The sequence below is a fragment of the Caballeronia hypogeia genome (assembly GCF_001544875.2).
In the GTDB taxonomy this organism is placed as follows: Bacteria; Pseudomonadota; Gammaproteobacteria; order Burkholderiales; family Burkholderiaceae; genus Caballeronia; species Caballeronia hypogeia.
Genome location: NZ_FCOA02000023.1, coordinates 106176 through 121726, shown reverse-complemented (window position 1 = coordinate 121726; position 15551 = coordinate 106176). Strand labels below are relative to the sequence as shown.

The window sequence follows — 15551 nt, the reverse complement described above, 5'->3', positions numbered from 1 at the left end:
CTATGAAATTTTCTGACTTCAAGGTTTTGACGTTCGACGTCGTTGGCACCATCATCGACTTTGAAACCGGCGTGCTCAACTCGGTCCGTCGCCTCGGCGGAGATGCTGCAGCCCGACTGAGCGACAAGCAAATCTTCGACGCCTTCCTTCGCGGTCGGGTACCGAACGTCGGGCGCGCAACCGAGGTCATGGCTGGCGTGTATAAGCATCTCGCCAAGGAACTCGAGTTGCCTGCCGACGACCGGACCGCGACACAGTTTCAGCATGATGTGCTTTCCTGGCCCGCATTTGCTGATTCGATTTCCGCGCTCAAGCGCCTGCGTAAGCATTTTCGACTGGTCGCGATGACCAATACGGACCGCGTGGCGTTCTCGGCCTACGAATATGCGCTCAAGAAGCCGTTCGACGATTCGGTCACCTGCGACGACGCTGGAACGGCAAAGCCGGACCCGCGCTTCTTCTTCTTCAATCTGGGCCGGCAGTCAGCGCTCGGATACAAGCAATCGGACATCCTGCACGTCGCGCAGAGCCAGTATCACGACATCGGTATCGGTAAAGAGCTCGGTTATACAGTGTGCTGGATTGAGCGGCGCCAAGGGCTCGAAGGCTTCGGTGCGACACCCGTGCCCGAACGTGTCACCACTCCAGATTTCCATTTCGCATCGTTGGCGCAGTTGGCGGACGCCGTGGAAGCAGAGGGACGGAACCTGTCATGAAGGGGAATGGAGCGCCGGACATCGACTCGTTGTGGCGTGCTATCGCCCCGCCTCGACGTGACGAGGTAAGACAGCTCGACGGAGACATCCGCACCGACGTCGCGGTGGTGGGCGCGGGCTACACCGGGCTTGCCGCTGCATACGCGTTACAAAAGCGCGGAATCGATGTCGCAGTCTTGGATGCGCATACGGTCGGATGGGGAGCAAGCGGGCGAAACGGCGGCGCTGTACTTCCGAAGTTTCGCCTGTCATACCGCGCGATGGCATCCCAACATGGGCTTGCGACCGCCAAAGCCATGCACCGGATTGCGCACGAAGGCGTGGACACGGTCGAAGCGCTGATATCCGAGTTCAACATCTCGGAAGCATCTTTCGTCCGGTCCGGCAGCCTACGATGTGCACATAATCAAACGGCTATGCGAGCGCTTGTCGCCGAGGCCGAATGGACTCGTGACACGCTCGATGACGATACACTGGAAGTATTCGACCGGGACCAAGTAACAGCGGAAATTGGCTCGAGCGTGTTTTACGGTGGCGTTCTGAGCAAGGACGCCGGTACGGTATTGCCGCTCAACTATGCTCGAGGTTTGGCCGCTGGTCTTAAGGAGCGGGGCGTGCCGATATTTGAAAACACGCCGGTGAGTCGTATCGAGCGAACAAAAAATGAAGCGACACTTCATGCTCCCGGCGGCGTGGTCCGGGCAAGACGCGTAATCGTGGCCACCGACGCTTACGGTCACTTGACGGAGGCTACTTCGCACTACGCGAAATTGATGATTCCCTTCAGAACGGCGGCGATTGCAACTGAAAAGTTGCCGCCCATACTCTTCGACTCGTTGCTAAAGGGCCATCGTTCCTACAACGAGACGAGACGAATGATGAAGTGGTTCAGAAAGGCAGACGGCCGAGTGCTATTCGGTGGACGAGGCGTACTCGGTAAGGAGAGTGCCCATGAATTCGCTGCGTTGCGCCGTGCCTTGGTGTCAACCTTTCCACAACTGGTGTCGGCGCGCATCGAATTCGAATGGTCGGGCAATGTGGGCATGACCGTGAATCAACTTCCGCATATTGGTCGCGACGGTGATGCGGCCGTCTATTGCCTCGGGTACAACGGCGCCGGTGTATCCCTTTCGAGCGTGATGGGCCAGGCAGCCGCAGCATTGGCCATAGGTGAACTGCCGGAACTCTCCCTGACCCAAGCTGACAGGCTGCAAACGATACCGCTGCATGCGCTCGCGACGCCTGCAGCGAAGCTTGCGGCGAGTTGGTACACCTTTCTCGACGCCATCGGGCGTTAGCGACGTTCGCTGCAACTCCCCGAATTGCCGCCTGCATATAACTCGACATTTAGGAAACGGCGATTGCCTCAAGCATGAAGTCCGCGGCCTGTTCCGCCCGCCCCGCTCAGGAGGTATCCATATCCAATAGAAGCAGCTGTGTCGTTGACCATCGCGGCATCTTGGTGTCCGCAGAGCACAGCATCGACCGGTTCGATACTCCGTCGCACGTCGAAGTTCGTCGCGAAGCCCATCGTCAACCACGCCTACGCTGGCGAGCACGGTATCCGTTGTCGCCAAATCGACGGGCGCCAGCAGTATCAGCGACCGACCGGCAAACATATTCTCACCAAGTTCGACAGCTCTGCTCGCGTGCTCGAACGCGCTCTAGTAACGCTGGTTCAAGACCTCGAGCCAGCCGAAGACGTAATGCACGTCCGCGTGCTTATGAAAAGCAATCGGAACGTCGTCCCATTCAACCGGCTGCCTCAATCGGTGGCGGACATTCAGCCATGCGGTGAAGACGCTGGACGATGCCAGGAACTGTTCCCGGAGCTTGTCGGCGAGCGCGAGGGCGTCTTCGAAGCGGTTGAGCAGCATCAGTCCGTGTACAGCGTTTCCGGCAGTTTTCCCCTCATTAGGGTCGAGTTCGAAGGCGCATCGAAAATCCTCTGAGGCCGTCCCCGTCTCCGAGGTGCCACGAGCATTGCGCGCGCTGCGAATGCCATCGCTCTTTCTGATGGAAATCAAATCCGTTGAATCCGGTGGCTGTCTTGGAAAGGCGGCTGAGCCCCTCCCGAAGCTGGCCTTCGGCGATGAGGCGTGTCACCACATCGAGCTGGCCGTCGACCACCTCGTTCAGCGAATCGAGTCGCGCGTCGGGTACCGAGGCACCCACGATGCCCTAAATCTGTGCAGATTGCGCGTCGAACTTCGCGGACAAGGCTGCCACCTGAGCCATCATCGCGTGGATTGCGCCTCCAGGCTTTTCAGGCGCGAACGAAAGTGTAGCTTAGGAGAGGCGTTAATCATCGCCTCAATGTCCTCCCAGAACGCCAGCGTTACCTGGGACTTGCCTTCGCTCGCTCGTTGCCCGGCGACATAACGCACCATATTCGCAACTGAACGCGGTGGTCGCGATTTCCAGCTCGTCTAGGTGAACCGTCCCGGCGTCAGCTTTGGCTACTTCGCTATCAATGATGGCTCGGGTGAGCTTGTTGAATTTTTTCCGCTCGCACTGGGCGCCTACGCTACGTTGAGCGCGAGTAATCAGCAGGTCGATGCCTCGTTGCTCCTGGCCGCTCCGAGCGACACGCATCACTGATGTGACACGCGATGGTTCCGAATGCACCGCCCAGCAACACTCATCGAAATCTTCCGGGTTGGATGGTGGCTGGATATCAGTCTTGTACGGAAGCATGTCGAGCGACTTGAGCATCGGAGCCTATTGGCTTATGAGAATGATAACCGACCGTCCCTGCCGAAGATGGGGTGACCACGGCCGTCCGAGCTCCAACCTGCAAGCATTTGTCCCACGCGAGGCGCGTCCTGCCATGAGCGAGCCAGGCATCAGGAACCCCGCCTTTCAACCCAAACGACTGAATTGTGCAACTGGCCATCAGTGGAGAATCGATTCTCGCCGCGTGCGCTCGCACCTCATCGAACTCGCTAAAGAAGCTCTTTCTTTAGGTTAAGAACGAAGTCTTCCTATTCGGAAGAAACTCTTTTTGTTTTAGTAGTGAGCGCGACTTAAATGCTGATTGGGCGCCGGACCACCGTTTCTCCACCAATCTCGGGCCGACGCCGGAACGCCACGCGAGCAGAAGACGGTAAAGGAGAACCATCACGTTGGACTCGTCAGTCTGCGATGCGAGTAAAGATGATATCTGCGCTCGACCGAGGACGATGGCCACGGTGGTATGCATAGACCTCAAACTCCAGCTCAGAATATAGCGCGAGCATGTCCTGCTGAGCCTCGATGCCCTCTTCCACATAGAAACAATCCCAGTCGCCAGGTAAGCCCATGGGAGTTTTGCGTAAGACATAAACGCTGAGCGTTGCCGGATAGCGAATTCGAGCGAGCACCTCGCGCATGCAGACACCCGAAACCAACACTACGGCATTGCGCGCTAATTCACTGGCCATTTTCGCGCTGAGCTGGTCGGCCTGAAGTGCTTCGACGAAATGGCCTTCGTTGGGGTTGATGAAGTCATCGAGGTCCACCAACGGAAGGCCAACCCGCTGGGAAATGGTCATGGCGAGCGTGGTCTTTCCAACACCCGTGCAGCCATCGAACGTGACAACGCCGGCTCTGATATCTCGAACTGCAACTTCCAGCTCATCGAGTTCTTGAATCTCTGTTTCAGGGTTGGTCATCGTGCACCGTTGAGGGTGAAGGTTCCACATACGGCTACCGTCGTGACGAAGGAGCAGGCTTCGCGGCTTCGCAATCTTGCGCAGAATGGTCGGACCATGGAGCGTCCCGCGAGCGTGGCCATCTGCTCGCTGGTGTTTGTACGGCGCAGGAACACCCTCTGGTTCGTCCTAGGCGTGTCTGCCTCTCCGCAAAAGGCTGGCGTTAATTGTCATAAAAATGGCGTACTTTGCAAACAACGAGCTGACTTTGCGCGCCTTAGGATTAGTCCAATGACTCCGCCGCCCTGTCGCGACGCCATCTACGTTGCTCACGGGCAGCATGTTCTATTGCCGAAGGAGAAGTGGAATTGGATTTGCAGAATCTAATGAAGGGCTTCCCGCCTAGCCCAGAAAATCAAGTCACCGTCGAGAACTGGAAAAAAGCTCCGTACAACCGCTGGAGCTTTTGCCACATGCGTCAGTTGTTTGCAACGGCTCCTGTTCGGAACGGTTCGACGACCGCCGCGCTGCCACGCGGAAGCACAAACCTCGCATCGGTCGAATTTGAGGGAAGCGACGGGAAGCAGGCAAGACTGGAAGACGCGCTCAAAGCGACTTCGACCGACGGTTTCCTCGTTTTACACGGCGGCCGCATCGCGATGGAGTGGTACGACGGCTTCCTTCGGCCGGATATGGAACACTGCGTCCACTCCATCAGTAAATCTATCGCGGGAGCAATCGCCGGCATCCTCGTCGACCGCGGCATGCTGGACCAAGATTCGCCCGTCACCCGATACGTGCCTGAGCTTGAAAGCTCAGGTTTCGGTGACGCGAGTGTGCGTCACGTGCTCGATATGACCGTGTCCATCGATTTTCACGAGGAATACACTGACCCTAACGGTCAGGGCGCCATGTTCCACGCGGCGATGGGTATGCCCGCGAGACGCGATGTCGAAGTCATCGGCCTGAAGCGAGTCCTCTCTACGATAAGGCGCGGGACCGGCCGGCATGGAGACGCTTTCAACTATGTGACGGCAAACTCCGAAGTCTTGGGTTGGATACTTGAACGAGCGACTGGACTTCCATACTCGTCGTTGTTGGAAGCGTACATTTGGCGTCCGCTCGGCACCGAAGCAAGTGCATCGGTCCTTGTCGACCCGTTCGGCTCTGCACGAGCCGGCGGCGGATTGGCAATGACACTGCGCGACCTCGGCCGATTTGGAGAGATGATTCGTTGTCGTGGCATGAGCTCTGGAAATCAGGTAGTCCCTGGGTGGTGGATTGATGATATCCGGTCGAACGGGAACCGCGATGCATGGTCGCGTGGCGAGTTGAAAGAGATGTTCCCGGAAGCACACTATAGAAGCCAGTTTTACGCTATCGACAGCGCCAACGGAACAACTGTAGCTGGCTTTGGAATTCACGGGCAGTGCGTTTTTGTCGACGCCGATGCGGAAATGGTCGTCGCGCGACTGTCTTCGCAGCCAGTCGCAGTAGATGTGGAAGCAGAAAAGATGTGGCAGAACGGTTATGCCGCTATCGCGAAGACGCTCAACCGTCGACCATAACGTGCCGCGTACAGGAGGTGCCGCACCGAGAATCGGTAACGTCACCTCAGCGTCTGGTCGAGAATCATTTGGAGAGGTTATAGCGACGCTGAGCTATCGGACTTCGATAGTCGCTTCGACCTCTACCGCCATGCCAGAGGGCAATGCATTCGAACCGGTGGCAATTCGCGCGTGAAGGCCGCGCTCGCCCAAGACCGCATACAGCAAGTCGGATGCGCCATTCATCACGGCAGCGTGCTCTGTAAAGGACGAAGAGCACTGGATGATGCCAGCAACGCGGACGACCTGGACCACGCGGTTGATGTCGCCATTGAGCATGCGGGACAGATGGCTCAGGATGTTGAGCGCGCACAGTTGTGCGGCACGCTGACCGTCCTCGATGCTCACCTCATCACCGACTTTGCCCGAATAGCGAAGCTCGCTTCCCCATCGCGGGCCCTGTCCCGCGATTTGTACGTGGTTTCCTGAACGAACTGCGGGCAGGTAACTTCCTCGTGGAACGCTTGCTGGCGGCAGTTCCAAGCTCAGTTCGGCGAGGCGGTCTGCGAAGGTACTTCTGTCGGTCACTTGAATTTCCTTATCTCGTGTCTTCGGAAAGATTGGCGTTTTATTGCTTGCGATATCTGAACCGGGCGGAGCCAACAGTCGATTCTAAGTAGCAGCCCGTTTCGCCTTCGTCGACCAAGTTCAGTGCCGAGTCTGGCGACTTATCTATCGCAAACCGACCCCGTTCCACCCGGGTGAGCCTCGCCGCGCTTTGGCCCGGGGCGCTGAGCCAGAGCGAACCATCACCTCTGCTGGTCACCTCGAGAACGACACCATCGCTCGACTCGTAACGGCCAACTGCATTTGAATGGTCATCTTCCGCCGGGGGGCTTGCAAGCTCAAAACGGGCGACATTTTCGGCAACTTGTGTATCGAAGGATTCAGCGTGCTCAAGCGAGCCTAGATGGAAATTGATGAGCCACCTGGCATCATCTTCTGGGTCATCGCTCTTTGCTTCGAAGACATCATAGTGATAGTGCTTCAGAGGCAAGTCGCCTCCTCGAAACTGCAGACGCAGGCCGCCTTCTCGGAGTTGAATGCTCATATTTCCGTACGCCTCGTGCCGAAACTCACCGGCATACCAGCCCATGTGATGCGTTGGACGTGTCCCTTCCACCTTATCTTTGTCTCGACACTTGTATGCGTATGAGGCAGCCTGCTTCGCGGATTTCACCAGTTCGCGAAGACGCGCACTCCACGGCGTCAAGTTCAGGCCCAAGAGACGCTCGTAGACTTGATAAGAGACCGCGTCTCTCAGCGTCGTACAGTGGTCCCCAATCGAGAAAACACAAACGCCGATTTGCTCGCTTGGCATGACCGATACCTGCGAGTGAAAACCACGGGCGTCACCTCCGTGACTTTGAACTAGATGACCGCGATAAACCTCACTCTGTCTGCCCAGCCCATAAGCCGGGTTAAGCGATTCGGACCAGCCGTACGCCTCTGGCATCACATTCGGGAGAGGCATCGCGGCTAGTGACGTCTCTCGGATGACTGTCTCGGGTATTACCTGCACGCCGTCGACCCTTCCGTCGTGCAACAGTGTCGCGACCCATCTCGACATGTCATCGAGTGTAGAAATCATTCCGCCCGATGGTCGAAGCGGCTTATCCATCAATGCCCAATTGAGCCTGTGAAGTTCGCTACTATCCCTGCGCTCATTGAAGGGAACGGCAAGTCTCTCATTGCCCACCAAGTCGGACAGGCTGAACGACGTATCAGCCATTCCACACGGCTCAAGAATTCGCTCTCGTACGAAGTCGTTCCACGTCTGGCCGCTCAACAGCTCAATGACGTGCCCAACTGCGAAATACATCACGTTGTTATAGATGAACTTTTCGCGGAGCCCGGTAACGGGTTTCAAGAGGTGAAGCCGCTCAAAAATCTGCTGAAAGCTCAGAGTCGACCCCATCGCCAGTGCCTCGTGCCGGGTGATGCCGGTCCGGTGCGCGAGAAGGTCTCGAAGACTCACACTCCGAGTCAAGTCGTCAGAGAACAGGCGAAGCGTTGGCACCGCGTCTCGGAGCGGACCATCGTAAGTGAGCTTCCCTTCTTCGACCAGCAGCCCGGCAGCTATCGCGACGAAGAGCTTGGTATTGGAAGCTATCGGGAAGAGCGTCTTCGAGTCAATGGGCGTTTTGCTTTCAAAGTCCCGATAGCCGTACGTCTTGACGATGGGTGGGAGATTGCCCGCCACGATGGAGACGCCTAGTCCGGGGGCATTCCATTCACGCACGATTGCCGACATGGCCTCGTCGAAGCCTTCCAGCCTCTGCACCGCATCTAAAGCGCTGATGTTCACTTGTGTTCCTGCCGTCCTTCACGCGGGCTCGTCGGCGGCTTATCCCAGCGAGCCCAGCGTAGCGTTTGCCTTATTGGGAGACGTCAACATCTCGCGTTTCGGGGAGCAGCCATGCTGCAATCAGACTGATTCCCGTTGTCACTGCGACAACGTAGGCCGGTGTCAGAGGGTCATTGGTCAGTTTCAGCAACCAGGTAACAACGAACTGCGTCGCGCCCCCAAAAAGGCTTGCGCCGAGCGCGTACACCATTGAAAGGCCGGTGCTGCGGTACTTCGCCGGCAGTAGCTCCGGAACGGTCACGATGGTCGCTACTGCGGTCATCGCGGTAAGCGACGCAATGACAGTAGTGACGATAAGGAACGATGCGGTCGACGGGGACGCAACTAGCCACATGAAGCAGGGAATAATGCTTACAGCCAGCAACAAACGAGGCAGCACGAGAACTACTTTGCGTCCCTTCACATCGCACCACAATCCCGCGGCCAGTGCGGGCGCGAAAGTCATGATGCCACCTATGATGGAACTGGACTGCGCAACCGCTGCGGGCAGCTTCAGCGTGAGGATGGCAAAGGAGACCAGATAATTGCCGACCTGACTAGCGACGCCAACCGCCATCATCAACAGCACCGAGAGAAACACGACGCGCCCGTGCTCACGAAGAACGCCACCAACGACCTCTCCGGTGGTACGCTCGCCGCTCTCCGCATGTGTTTCGGGCAGTTGACGGCGAATGTACACGGCTATCGGAACCAGCAACAAACTCAGGAGAAACGGAATGCGCCATCCCCATGCTGCCAGTTGCTTCGGTTCCAGGACCATGGCGACAATCACGCCGATGGTGCCCCCGGTCGCGACCGCAATGCCTTGGCTCGCCAGTTGCCAGCTCGAGTAGGCCGCACGTCGATTAGCAGGCGCAGCCTCGACCAACAACGTAGTCGCAGGCCCAATCTCGCCGCCCAGCGCGAAGCCTTGAAACAGTCGACAAAGAACAACAATGATTGGAGCCGCGATTCCAATTGATTCGTAACTAGGCGTGGCCGCGATGCCGAGCGTACCAACGGTAATCAGCATCACCGTAAGAATCATTGCGGGCTTACGGCCAACTCTGTCCGCAAAGGAACCGATGAGGATGGCACCGAGCGGACGGACAATAAACCCAACACCGAAGGTCGCGGTAGCGGCCAACATGCTTCCGTAAGCGCCCTGTAACGGGAAGAAGGCGCGTCCGATGTAGACGGCAAAGAATGCGTAGATGATGAAGTCATAGACTTCCAGCGCGTTTCCTGCCACGGCGGCTACGATAGCGCTCGGCCTAATTTTTGACGCTAAGTGCTGGTCCGTTTGGTGGCCCTCCGAGGGGTCCACAATAGATGCGTTCGAAACTGATTCCAACATGGGTTTCACCTTAATCGATACGCGAATTTACCCAATTCCTGCTCACCCGCTGGGCGGATGATTGTCTCCTGGGCCTCGCGCGGTTATTTACTGAGCAACTTCACTGTAGCCAGCCGAAATTGGCGCCAGCGCTGTATTTCGCGCCATTTGCATGGTATTGTGCGCCATAATTTGCTGTTCAATTTCGGGAACGTGCTGCCGCCGTCCTGCATCGCGGGGAGCTCGACGACGCCTAGGCGGCTTCTGCATCCTTGGGCAGACGGACGATGACGCTGCCGTTGCGCTGGCCGGTGTGTCCACCGTCGCTCCACGTGAGCGCCCCGTTAACGAAAACCGCATCAATGCCCTCGGCCGGGGATGTGGGAGCGTCATACGTCGCGGTGTCGCGGACAGTAGCGGCATCGAAGATGACGAGGTCAGCGTGTTTGCCAACCTCGACAGTGCCTCGGTCTGCGAGCCCGAAGGTCCGGGCGGTTAGGCCGCTCATCTTCCAAACGGCCGTCTCAAGCGGAAATAGGCCGACTTCCCGGCTGTAGTGACCCAAGACGCGTGGGAAAGTACCCCAGAGGCGCGGGTGGGGATTGTCGCCGACCGGCAGCCCATCGGAGCCAATCATGGTCGCGGCGAAGCTGAGAATGCTGCGCACATCTCCCTCATCCATATTGAAGTAGATTGCACTGCCGGGCTGCATTCGCTTCGCCGCCTCAGCGCGGCTTAGGCCCCAGTCGTTGGCGATATCGCCGATAAGCCGCCCCGCTTGCTCTGGATGGGTTTCACTTGTTGCTACCAATACCCGTCCCTCGAGCTTCGATTCGTCCGAGTGAAGCATTGTGGAACTTGCGGAGTACGGGTAGCAGTCGAGCGAAACGCATTGACACTGCATTGCCGAGTGAATCAGAGAAAGCGTGGCCGCCGACTTGCCAAAGTTCCGCTCCCCTTTGAGTTTGTGGTGCGAGACAACCACTGGAACGTTCAATAGGCGGCCAATCTCGAAGCTCTCATTCAAGGCGGCGATGCTTTCATCGGCTTCGTCTCGCATGTGAGTCGCATACACGGCCTTCGCTTTCGTCAGGGGCCGACATACCTCGACGACTTCGGACGTTGAGGCCTTCGCCGCTGGAGGATAGAACGTCCCCGTAGACGCGCCGATAGCACCTGCTTGCAGCGCCTCATCCAAGAGCTGCTGCATCGCGTCGATTTCCGTAGCGGTCGCCTCGTGGTCGAAAGAATCCATGACCACAGCGCGTAACGTAGTGTGCCCTACGAGCGCCGCGACATTCACTGCTGCCGGCGCACGACGAATGGCATCCAGATATTCGACGAAAGTCTCGAAGCAGTAGGTGTCCGACCGGCCGCCTATATGCAAAAAGCTGAGAGGCATTGGCACCGACATGTCTTTCCTGGCCGGAGCAAGGCTGATTCCGCAGTTGCCAGTAATGACGGTCGTCACACCCTGCGAGACTTTGCATGCCATGTCCGGGTCTGTAAGGACGATTCTGTCGTCGTGAGTGTGAGAGTCAATGAAACCCGGTGCGACGACCTTGCCCCTAGCGTCAAAGACAGTTTCGGCCGAGGACGACGAAAGGTTGCCAATCGCCGCGATTCTTCCGTCCTTCACACCGATGTCTGCGTCGAATCGTGGCTTGCGCGTTCCGTCAATGACGGTTCCGCCGGCGATGATGAAGTCGAAGGTATGTGTGAAGTCAGTCATGGGATGCCTCCCGTTGGCTTTGTGCGGAATTCCGACGTGCCTCAGGAACGCCGGTGTCGGCAGGAAAATAAGGCATGGGATTGAGGCCTCAAACTGCTGCGAGCCTCGTGCGGATGTGAAATACGCGCGGGACGAAACGACGTCCTGCGCGTATTCAGGCTGGCTGTGTTGCGATGTAGTCTCAGACCTCTTGAGGCGCCTGACTTGCGAGCATGATGGCTGAGACACCCTTCGGATGCGCCAGGAAGTTCTCTACCAAACGTGCGAAGTAGCTGGCGCCGACTGGTAGAAGGGCGTCGTTGAAGTCGTAATTAGAGTTATGGAGCTCGCAGGGTCCGAGGCCGTGGCCATGCTCACGATGTGCTCCGTCTCCGTTGCCGATGAACGCGAAACATCCCGGGCGCGCGCGCAACATATAAGAGAAGTCCTCAGCGCCCATGGTGGGTTCAATGTTCCGGACGACCTTGTCTTCGCCGACGACCTCGGCCGCGACCTTCGCTGCGAAGGTGGCCTGGTCCGGGTCATTTTGCGTTGTGGGGTAGTACCGGTTGAAGTTGCAGTCAACCTCGCAGTCAAAGGCTGTTGAAATTGCCAGCGAAAGCGCCTTAATTCGTTGCTCGATGAGGTCGGTGACCCTCTCGTTGAAGGTACGGACCGTTCCCGAGACGACGGCTTCCCCTGGAATTGCATTGTCTGCCGTTCCCGCGTGGAATTGGCACACCGACAGAACGGCGCTTTCAAGCGGGTCAACGTTGCGGCTAACGACGCTTTGCAAGCTGGAGACGAGCTGGCTTGCTGCGAGAATTGGGTCCCGGCCGGTATGGGGACGAGCTGCGTGGCAACTGGTTCCGCGGACGGCAATCTTGAAGCGGTTGCTCGAGGCCATAATCGCGCCGTCGCGAAGACCAATTGTTCCCTCGGGCAACCCCGGCCAATTGTGCACTCCGAACACGGCGTCGACCGGGAAGCGCTCGAAGAGCCCGTCCTCGACCATGACCTGAGCGCCGCCGCCAGCTTCTTCTGCTGGCTGAAATATGAAATGCACAATTCCGTCGAAGTCGCCGTGCTTGGCAAGGTAGTGTGCCGCGCCAAGCAGCATAGCGGTGTGGCCATCGTGACCGCACGCGTGCATCTTTCCAGGGTTCGCTGACTTGTGTGCGAAATCGTTGGTTTCGTGAATTGGCAGTGCGTCCATGTCGGCACGCAGCCCAATGGCGCGAAGCGTACGACCACGCTTGAGTGTTCCGACTACGCCCGTGCGGCCAACGCCGCGTTCGACCGTAATGCCCCACTCGGTAAGGCGCGCGGCAACATAGTCCGCAGTTTCGTGCACGTCAAAGCCGAGTTCAGGATTGGCGTGCAAATGTCGTCGGATTTCCTGGATTGCAGGCGTATCCAATTCAATTTCAGGGATAAGTTTCATGATATTAGTGCAGCGTGATGTGCCGCAGGAGAACAACAACGACATTGGACATCCCTGCTTGCGCTGCAATCTTTGAGGTAGAAGTTGCGCGGAACGAAGAAGGGGCAGTTCCGCTGACGCCTCGGGGCACAAGCAACGAAGGCGTTCCACTAGCAGGAGCGACTTGCGAGCTCGCTCCTGGCCCGTAATATGGTTAGGCCTTGCCCAACATCATGTTGAACGACAGGTCGAAGAGCGCGTACGCACGTTGTTCGATTGCTTTTGCGTTCTCTTCCGCGAAGTCGATAGCAGCGTACAGACGTATCTTGCGCTCAGGCTCCTCGAAGAAGGGGTGCGTGCCCCAAGCGCGGAGCACCGTGCTGTTCACCTCCGGGTGAAATTGTGCTCCGACGGCATTGCCGTCTCGAATGCCTTGGATGATGCCGTTCTCCGACGCGAGGACTTCTACACCGGGCCGAACGCTGATGGAGTCACCGTGGAAGCGCATCCATTCCCCACGCCACGTTTCGACGGCAACCGTATCGTTAGCCGTCCACGCTTCGAATCGGCCTCCGGTCGGGACTACGTTCCCACCGCCCTCGATGGCAATTAACTGAGCGCCAAAGCAGACGCCGAATACCGGGACTTTGTCCTGAAGCAGTTGACGCATGAGCCGACGTTCACGAACGACCCAGTCGATTTGCGTTTCGTACACATGGGCCGCAGCACCTAACGAGACGAATGCGTCGCTTTTCTCGACTAAGCCTTGTTCATCAATTTCGTCGGGCGTCACCGCGCGCCAGTTCCACCCCTTCGATTCAATGAATGATGCGATGAGCCCCGGACCAGATGCTGGCGCGTGCTGAATGATGGTTACGTTCACGATGTCTTCTCGAATGGTGCTCGCCGCTTTGGCTGCGACCGCCCATATACTGGGCGGTCAAGCTTGGGGTCAAGAGACCGGTGCAGCAGTAGTTCAATCGATAGTAGCTCAGTTCACGCGTCAAAACACATTGCAAAACGCGCCAAGAGCATGAGAAACTGCGCCAATAGGGCAACTCCTAGTACCGACTTGAACCGTCCTGGCACTTGAAACTACTTCGCCGAGGTCTGGCCGCTGGCAGGCATTTGAGGCACCGGCTGCGGAGCATCGATTCGCGAGCCGCCCGGCTGGTAGCCCCGTTCTTCCAATTCCTTCAGTTCCGCGTTCTTTTTTGCTCGACGCGCTTTGCGCTCAGCACGCTTTTGCGCTTTCAGGTCCTTGACGCTTGACGCCGCCGATGTAGCCGATGCAGGGCCTTGCGCGAAAACAGGCGTTGTTAGAGCCGAAGCCACGGCGAGTGCCGCAAACATCAGAACAGCATTAGTCATCGGTTTCATGATGGTCCATTGGTTGATGAAGCTCGTTGGAGTGCGACCGGAAGGATGGCGAAAACCGGCCTATCGAAGATTCGAAAGGACCAAGTCCATCGAGTCCACGAACTGTGTGACGTGTTCTGCGGTAAAAGGCATAGGGGGACGAATCTTCAGCACGTTGTCGTACTTTCCGATTTTTGAAATCAACACACCTTCGTTGCGCATACCTTCGATGACCCGCTTCGCCATCTTTGAGTCCGGCTCGTAGCGCCCACCTTTCTCGACCAGCTCGACGCCGATAAACAGGCCCTTGCCGCGGACGTCACCAATGCAGTCATGCTTGCTCGTGAGTTCGGAGAGCTTTCGAAGCATGAGCGAACCGGTCTCACGTGCGTTGTCGATGAGGTTTTCACGTTCGATGACCTGAAGCACAGCCGAGCCCGCGGCGCAAGCGACCGGCGTGGCGCCGAAAGTGTTGAAGTACATGACCTCGCTGCGGAAACGGTCGACAATTTCCGCGCGTCCGATGAGTCCGGCAACTGGATACCCGTTCCCGAGCGGCTTCCCCAACGTGATAATGTCCGGTTGCGCATCGTGGAGCTGATAGCCCCACCAGGTCTCGCCGCACCGTCCCAGTCCTGGCTGGACCTCATCGGCGATGTAGAGACCGCCTGCTTGGTGGACCAACTCGACGGCCTCTTTCACAAATCCAGGAACAACATCCGGCAGTCCGTCGGTCGAGAAGATGGGGTCGAGCAAGATGGCCGCGACGCCAATACCATGCGAATCGAAGTACGCAATGGCGTCCTTTACTTCCTTCAGGTAGGCAGCTTTAAGCGTCTCTTCAGTCGGCGAGCCTTCACCACGTTGGACCTTCGGTGGCAGTGCCGGGGCGCGAATTGCGCGAATGTAGTTTGGCAGCCCCGTCGGATTGACGTCAAATGCCGTCGACAATTCCGCAACCGCAGCAGTGTTGCCGTGGTAGGTGTAGTCCGTAACGATGATTCCGGCATGACCGGTAATATGCCTAGCCATTCGCAGCGCTAGTTCGTTCGACTCGCTGCCAGTACAGGTCAAGACCCCGCGAGCCTGCGGCAGGTCGACAATCGAAAGAAGCTGCTCGTGGTAGTCCAGAACCACTTTGCTGACATAGCGGGAATGCGTGTTCAACATGCCCAACTGCTTAGTTACTGCCTCAACGACTGCTGGGTGGCTGTGACCTACGTGCGGAACGTTGTTGTAAGCGTCGAGGTAACGCCGGCCCTTGTCGTCGAATAACCAAACGCCTCTGCCTTCGGTGAGGTACAGCGGCGACTCATAAAGCAGGGGCGCGTTCGGCCCCATAAGCGCGTTTCTGCGCGCGAGAAGCGTATCGACGGAATCTTCAGCTCGCGCTTTGGCGACCTTTGCGAGGTTTGACATC

At 57.7% G+C, this 15551-nt stretch carries 14 protein-coding genes; 4 read left to right on the top strand and 10 right to left on the bottom strand.

The genetic code is table 11. From position 1 onward, the window contains the following. The first annotated feature begins 2 nt into the window (after positions 1 to 2). The 3 genes from AWB79_RS27295 to AWB79_RS27285 all read left to right on the top strand — a co-directional run bounded on the left by AWB79_RS27295 (position 3) and on the right by AWB79_RS27285 (position 2668). The gene (locus AWB79_RS27295) at positions 3 to 716 is read left to right on the top strand and encodes an HAD-IA family hydrolase (RefSeq protein ID WP_061170565.1); all 714 of its coding nucleotides are present in this window, start codon (positions 3 to 5) and stop codon (positions 714 to 716) included. Then, positions 713 to 2014 carry an NAD(P)/FAD-dependent oxidoreductase gene (locus tag AWB79_RS27290; protein ID WP_061170564.1) on the top strand — a complete coding sequence of 434 codons (1302 nt, stop codon included), beginning with the start codon at positions 713 to 715 and terminating at the stop codon, positions 2012 to 2014. The genes AWB79_RS27295 and AWB79_RS27290 overlap by 4 nt, the downstream gene beginning before the upstream one ends. Before the next feature lie 144 nt (positions 2015 to 2158). Then, the gene (locus tag AWB79_RS27285) at positions 2159 to 2668 is read left to right on the top strand and encodes a hypothetical protein (RefSeq protein ID WP_157695865.1); all 510 of its coding nucleotides are present in this window, start codon (positions 2159 to 2161) and stop codon (positions 2666 to 2668) included. A 361-nt stretch (positions 2669 to 3029) separates the two neighbouring features. Here AWB79_RS27285 and AWB79_RS39715 read toward each other — a convergent pair whose 3' ends face one another. Next, entirely contained in the window at positions 3030 to 3431 is a 402-nt protein-coding gene (locus tag AWB79_RS39715; protein ID WP_157695864.1) for a hypothetical protein, read from the bottom strand. Positions 3432 to 3850: 419 nt separating this feature from the next. Further along, the gene (locus AWB79_RS27275) at positions 3851 to 4369 is read right to left on the bottom strand and encodes a shikimate kinase (protein WP_061170561.1); all 519 of its coding nucleotides are present in this window, start codon (positions 4367 to 4369) and stop codon (positions 3851 to 3853) included. A 347-nt stretch (positions 4370 to 4716) separates the two neighbouring features. Between AWB79_RS27275 and AWB79_RS27270 the strand changes: the two genes are divergently transcribed. Continuing rightward, a complete protein-coding gene (locus AWB79_RS27270) occupies positions 4717 to 5916 on the top strand; it encodes a serine hydrolase domain-containing protein (RefSeq protein ID WP_157695863.1) in 1200 nt (399 codons plus the stop codon). A 93-nt stretch (positions 5917 to 6009) separates the two neighbouring features. Here AWB79_RS27270 and AWB79_RS27265 read toward each other — a convergent pair whose 3' ends face one another. From AWB79_RS27265 to AWB79_RS27230, 8 genes are all read right to left on the bottom strand, one after another. Then, positions 6010 to 6483, bottom strand: coding sequence for a RidA family protein (locus tag AWB79_RS27265; protein ID WP_061170559.1), 474 nt, complete (start codon positions 6481 to 6483; stop codon positions 6010 to 6012). Between the two features lie 40 nt (positions 6484 to 6523). Further along, a complete protein-coding gene (locus tag AWB79_RS27260; RefSeq protein WP_157695862.1) occupies positions 6524 to 8263 on the bottom strand; it encodes a serine hydrolase in 1740 nt (579 codons plus the stop codon). Between the two features lie 70 nt (positions 8264 to 8333). Continuing rightward, a complete protein-coding gene (locus AWB79_RS27255) occupies positions 8334 to 9659 on the bottom strand; it encodes an MFS transporter (protein ID WP_061170557.1) in 1326 nt (441 codons plus the stop codon). A gap of 232 nt (positions 9660 to 9891) precedes the next feature. Further along, a complete protein-coding gene (locus AWB79_RS27250; protein ID WP_061170556.1) occupies positions 9892 to 11370 on the bottom strand; it encodes an N-acyl-D-amino-acid deacylase family protein in 1479 nt (492 codons plus the stop codon). Positions 11371 to 11551: 181 nt separating this feature from the next. Then, a complete protein-coding gene (locus AWB79_RS27245; protein ID WP_061170555.1) occupies positions 11552 to 12793 on the bottom strand; it encodes a M20 aminoacylase family protein in 1242 nt (413 codons plus the stop codon). Between the two features lie 193 nt (positions 12794 to 12986). Next, on the bottom strand, positions 12987 to 13655 hold the full coding sequence (locus AWB79_RS27240; protein WP_061170554.1) for a type 1 glutamine amidotransferase: 669 nt from the start codon (positions 13653 to 13655) through the stop codon (positions 12987 to 12989). 212 nt (positions 13656 to 13867) lie between these two features. After that, a complete protein-coding gene (locus tag AWB79_RS27235; protein ID WP_061170553.1) occupies positions 13868 to 14152 on the bottom strand; it encodes a hypothetical protein in 285 nt (94 codons plus the stop codon). A gap of 60 nt (positions 14153 to 14212) precedes the next feature. After that, positions 14213 to 15550: an aspartate aminotransferase family protein gene (locus AWB79_RS27230; RefSeq protein ID WP_061170552.1), complete on the bottom strand. Its 1338-nt coding sequence runs from the start codon at positions 15548 to 15550 to the stop codon at positions 14213 to 14215. Position 15551: the final 1 nt, after the last annotated feature.

What these genes read in the sequence shown, in the direction of transcription:
- AWB79_RS27295 (WP_061170565.1), top strand. Translation starts at nt 3, where the DNA reads ATGAAATTTTCTGACTTCAAGGTTTTGACGTTCGACGTCGTTGGCACC.
- AWB79_RS27290 (WP_061170564.1), top strand. Translation starts at nt 713, where the DNA reads ATGAAGGGGAATGGAGCGCCGGACATCGACTCGTTGTGGCGTGCTATC.
- AWB79_RS39715 (WP_157695864.1), bottom strand. Translation starts at nt 3,431, where the DNA reads ATGCTCAAGTCGCTCGACATGCTTCCGTACAAGACTGATATCCAGCCA.
- AWB79_RS27275 (WP_061170561.1), bottom strand. Translation starts at nt 4,369, where the DNA reads ATGACCAACCCTGAAACAGAGATTCAAGAACTCGATGAGCTGGAAGTT.
- AWB79_RS27255 (WP_061170557.1), bottom strand. Translation starts at nt 9,659, where the DNA reads ATGTTGGAATCAGTTTCGAACGCATCTATTGTGGACCCCTCGGAGGGC.
- AWB79_RS27250 (WP_061170556.1), bottom strand. Translation starts at nt 11,370, where the DNA reads ATGACTGACTTCACACATACCTTCGACTTCATCATCGCCGGCGGAACC.
- AWB79_RS27245 (WP_061170555.1), bottom strand. Translation starts at nt 12,793, where the DNA reads ATGAAACTTATCCCTGAAATTGAATTGGATACGCCTGCAATCCAGGAA.
- AWB79_RS27235 (WP_061170553.1), bottom strand. Translation starts at nt 14,152, where the DNA reads ATGAAACCGATGACTAATGCTGTTCTGATGTTTGCGGCACTCGCCGTG.
- AWB79_RS27230 (WP_061170552.1), bottom strand. Translation starts at nt 15,550, where the DNA reads ATGTCAAACCTCGCAAAGGTCGCCAAAGCGCGAGCTGAAGATTCCGTC.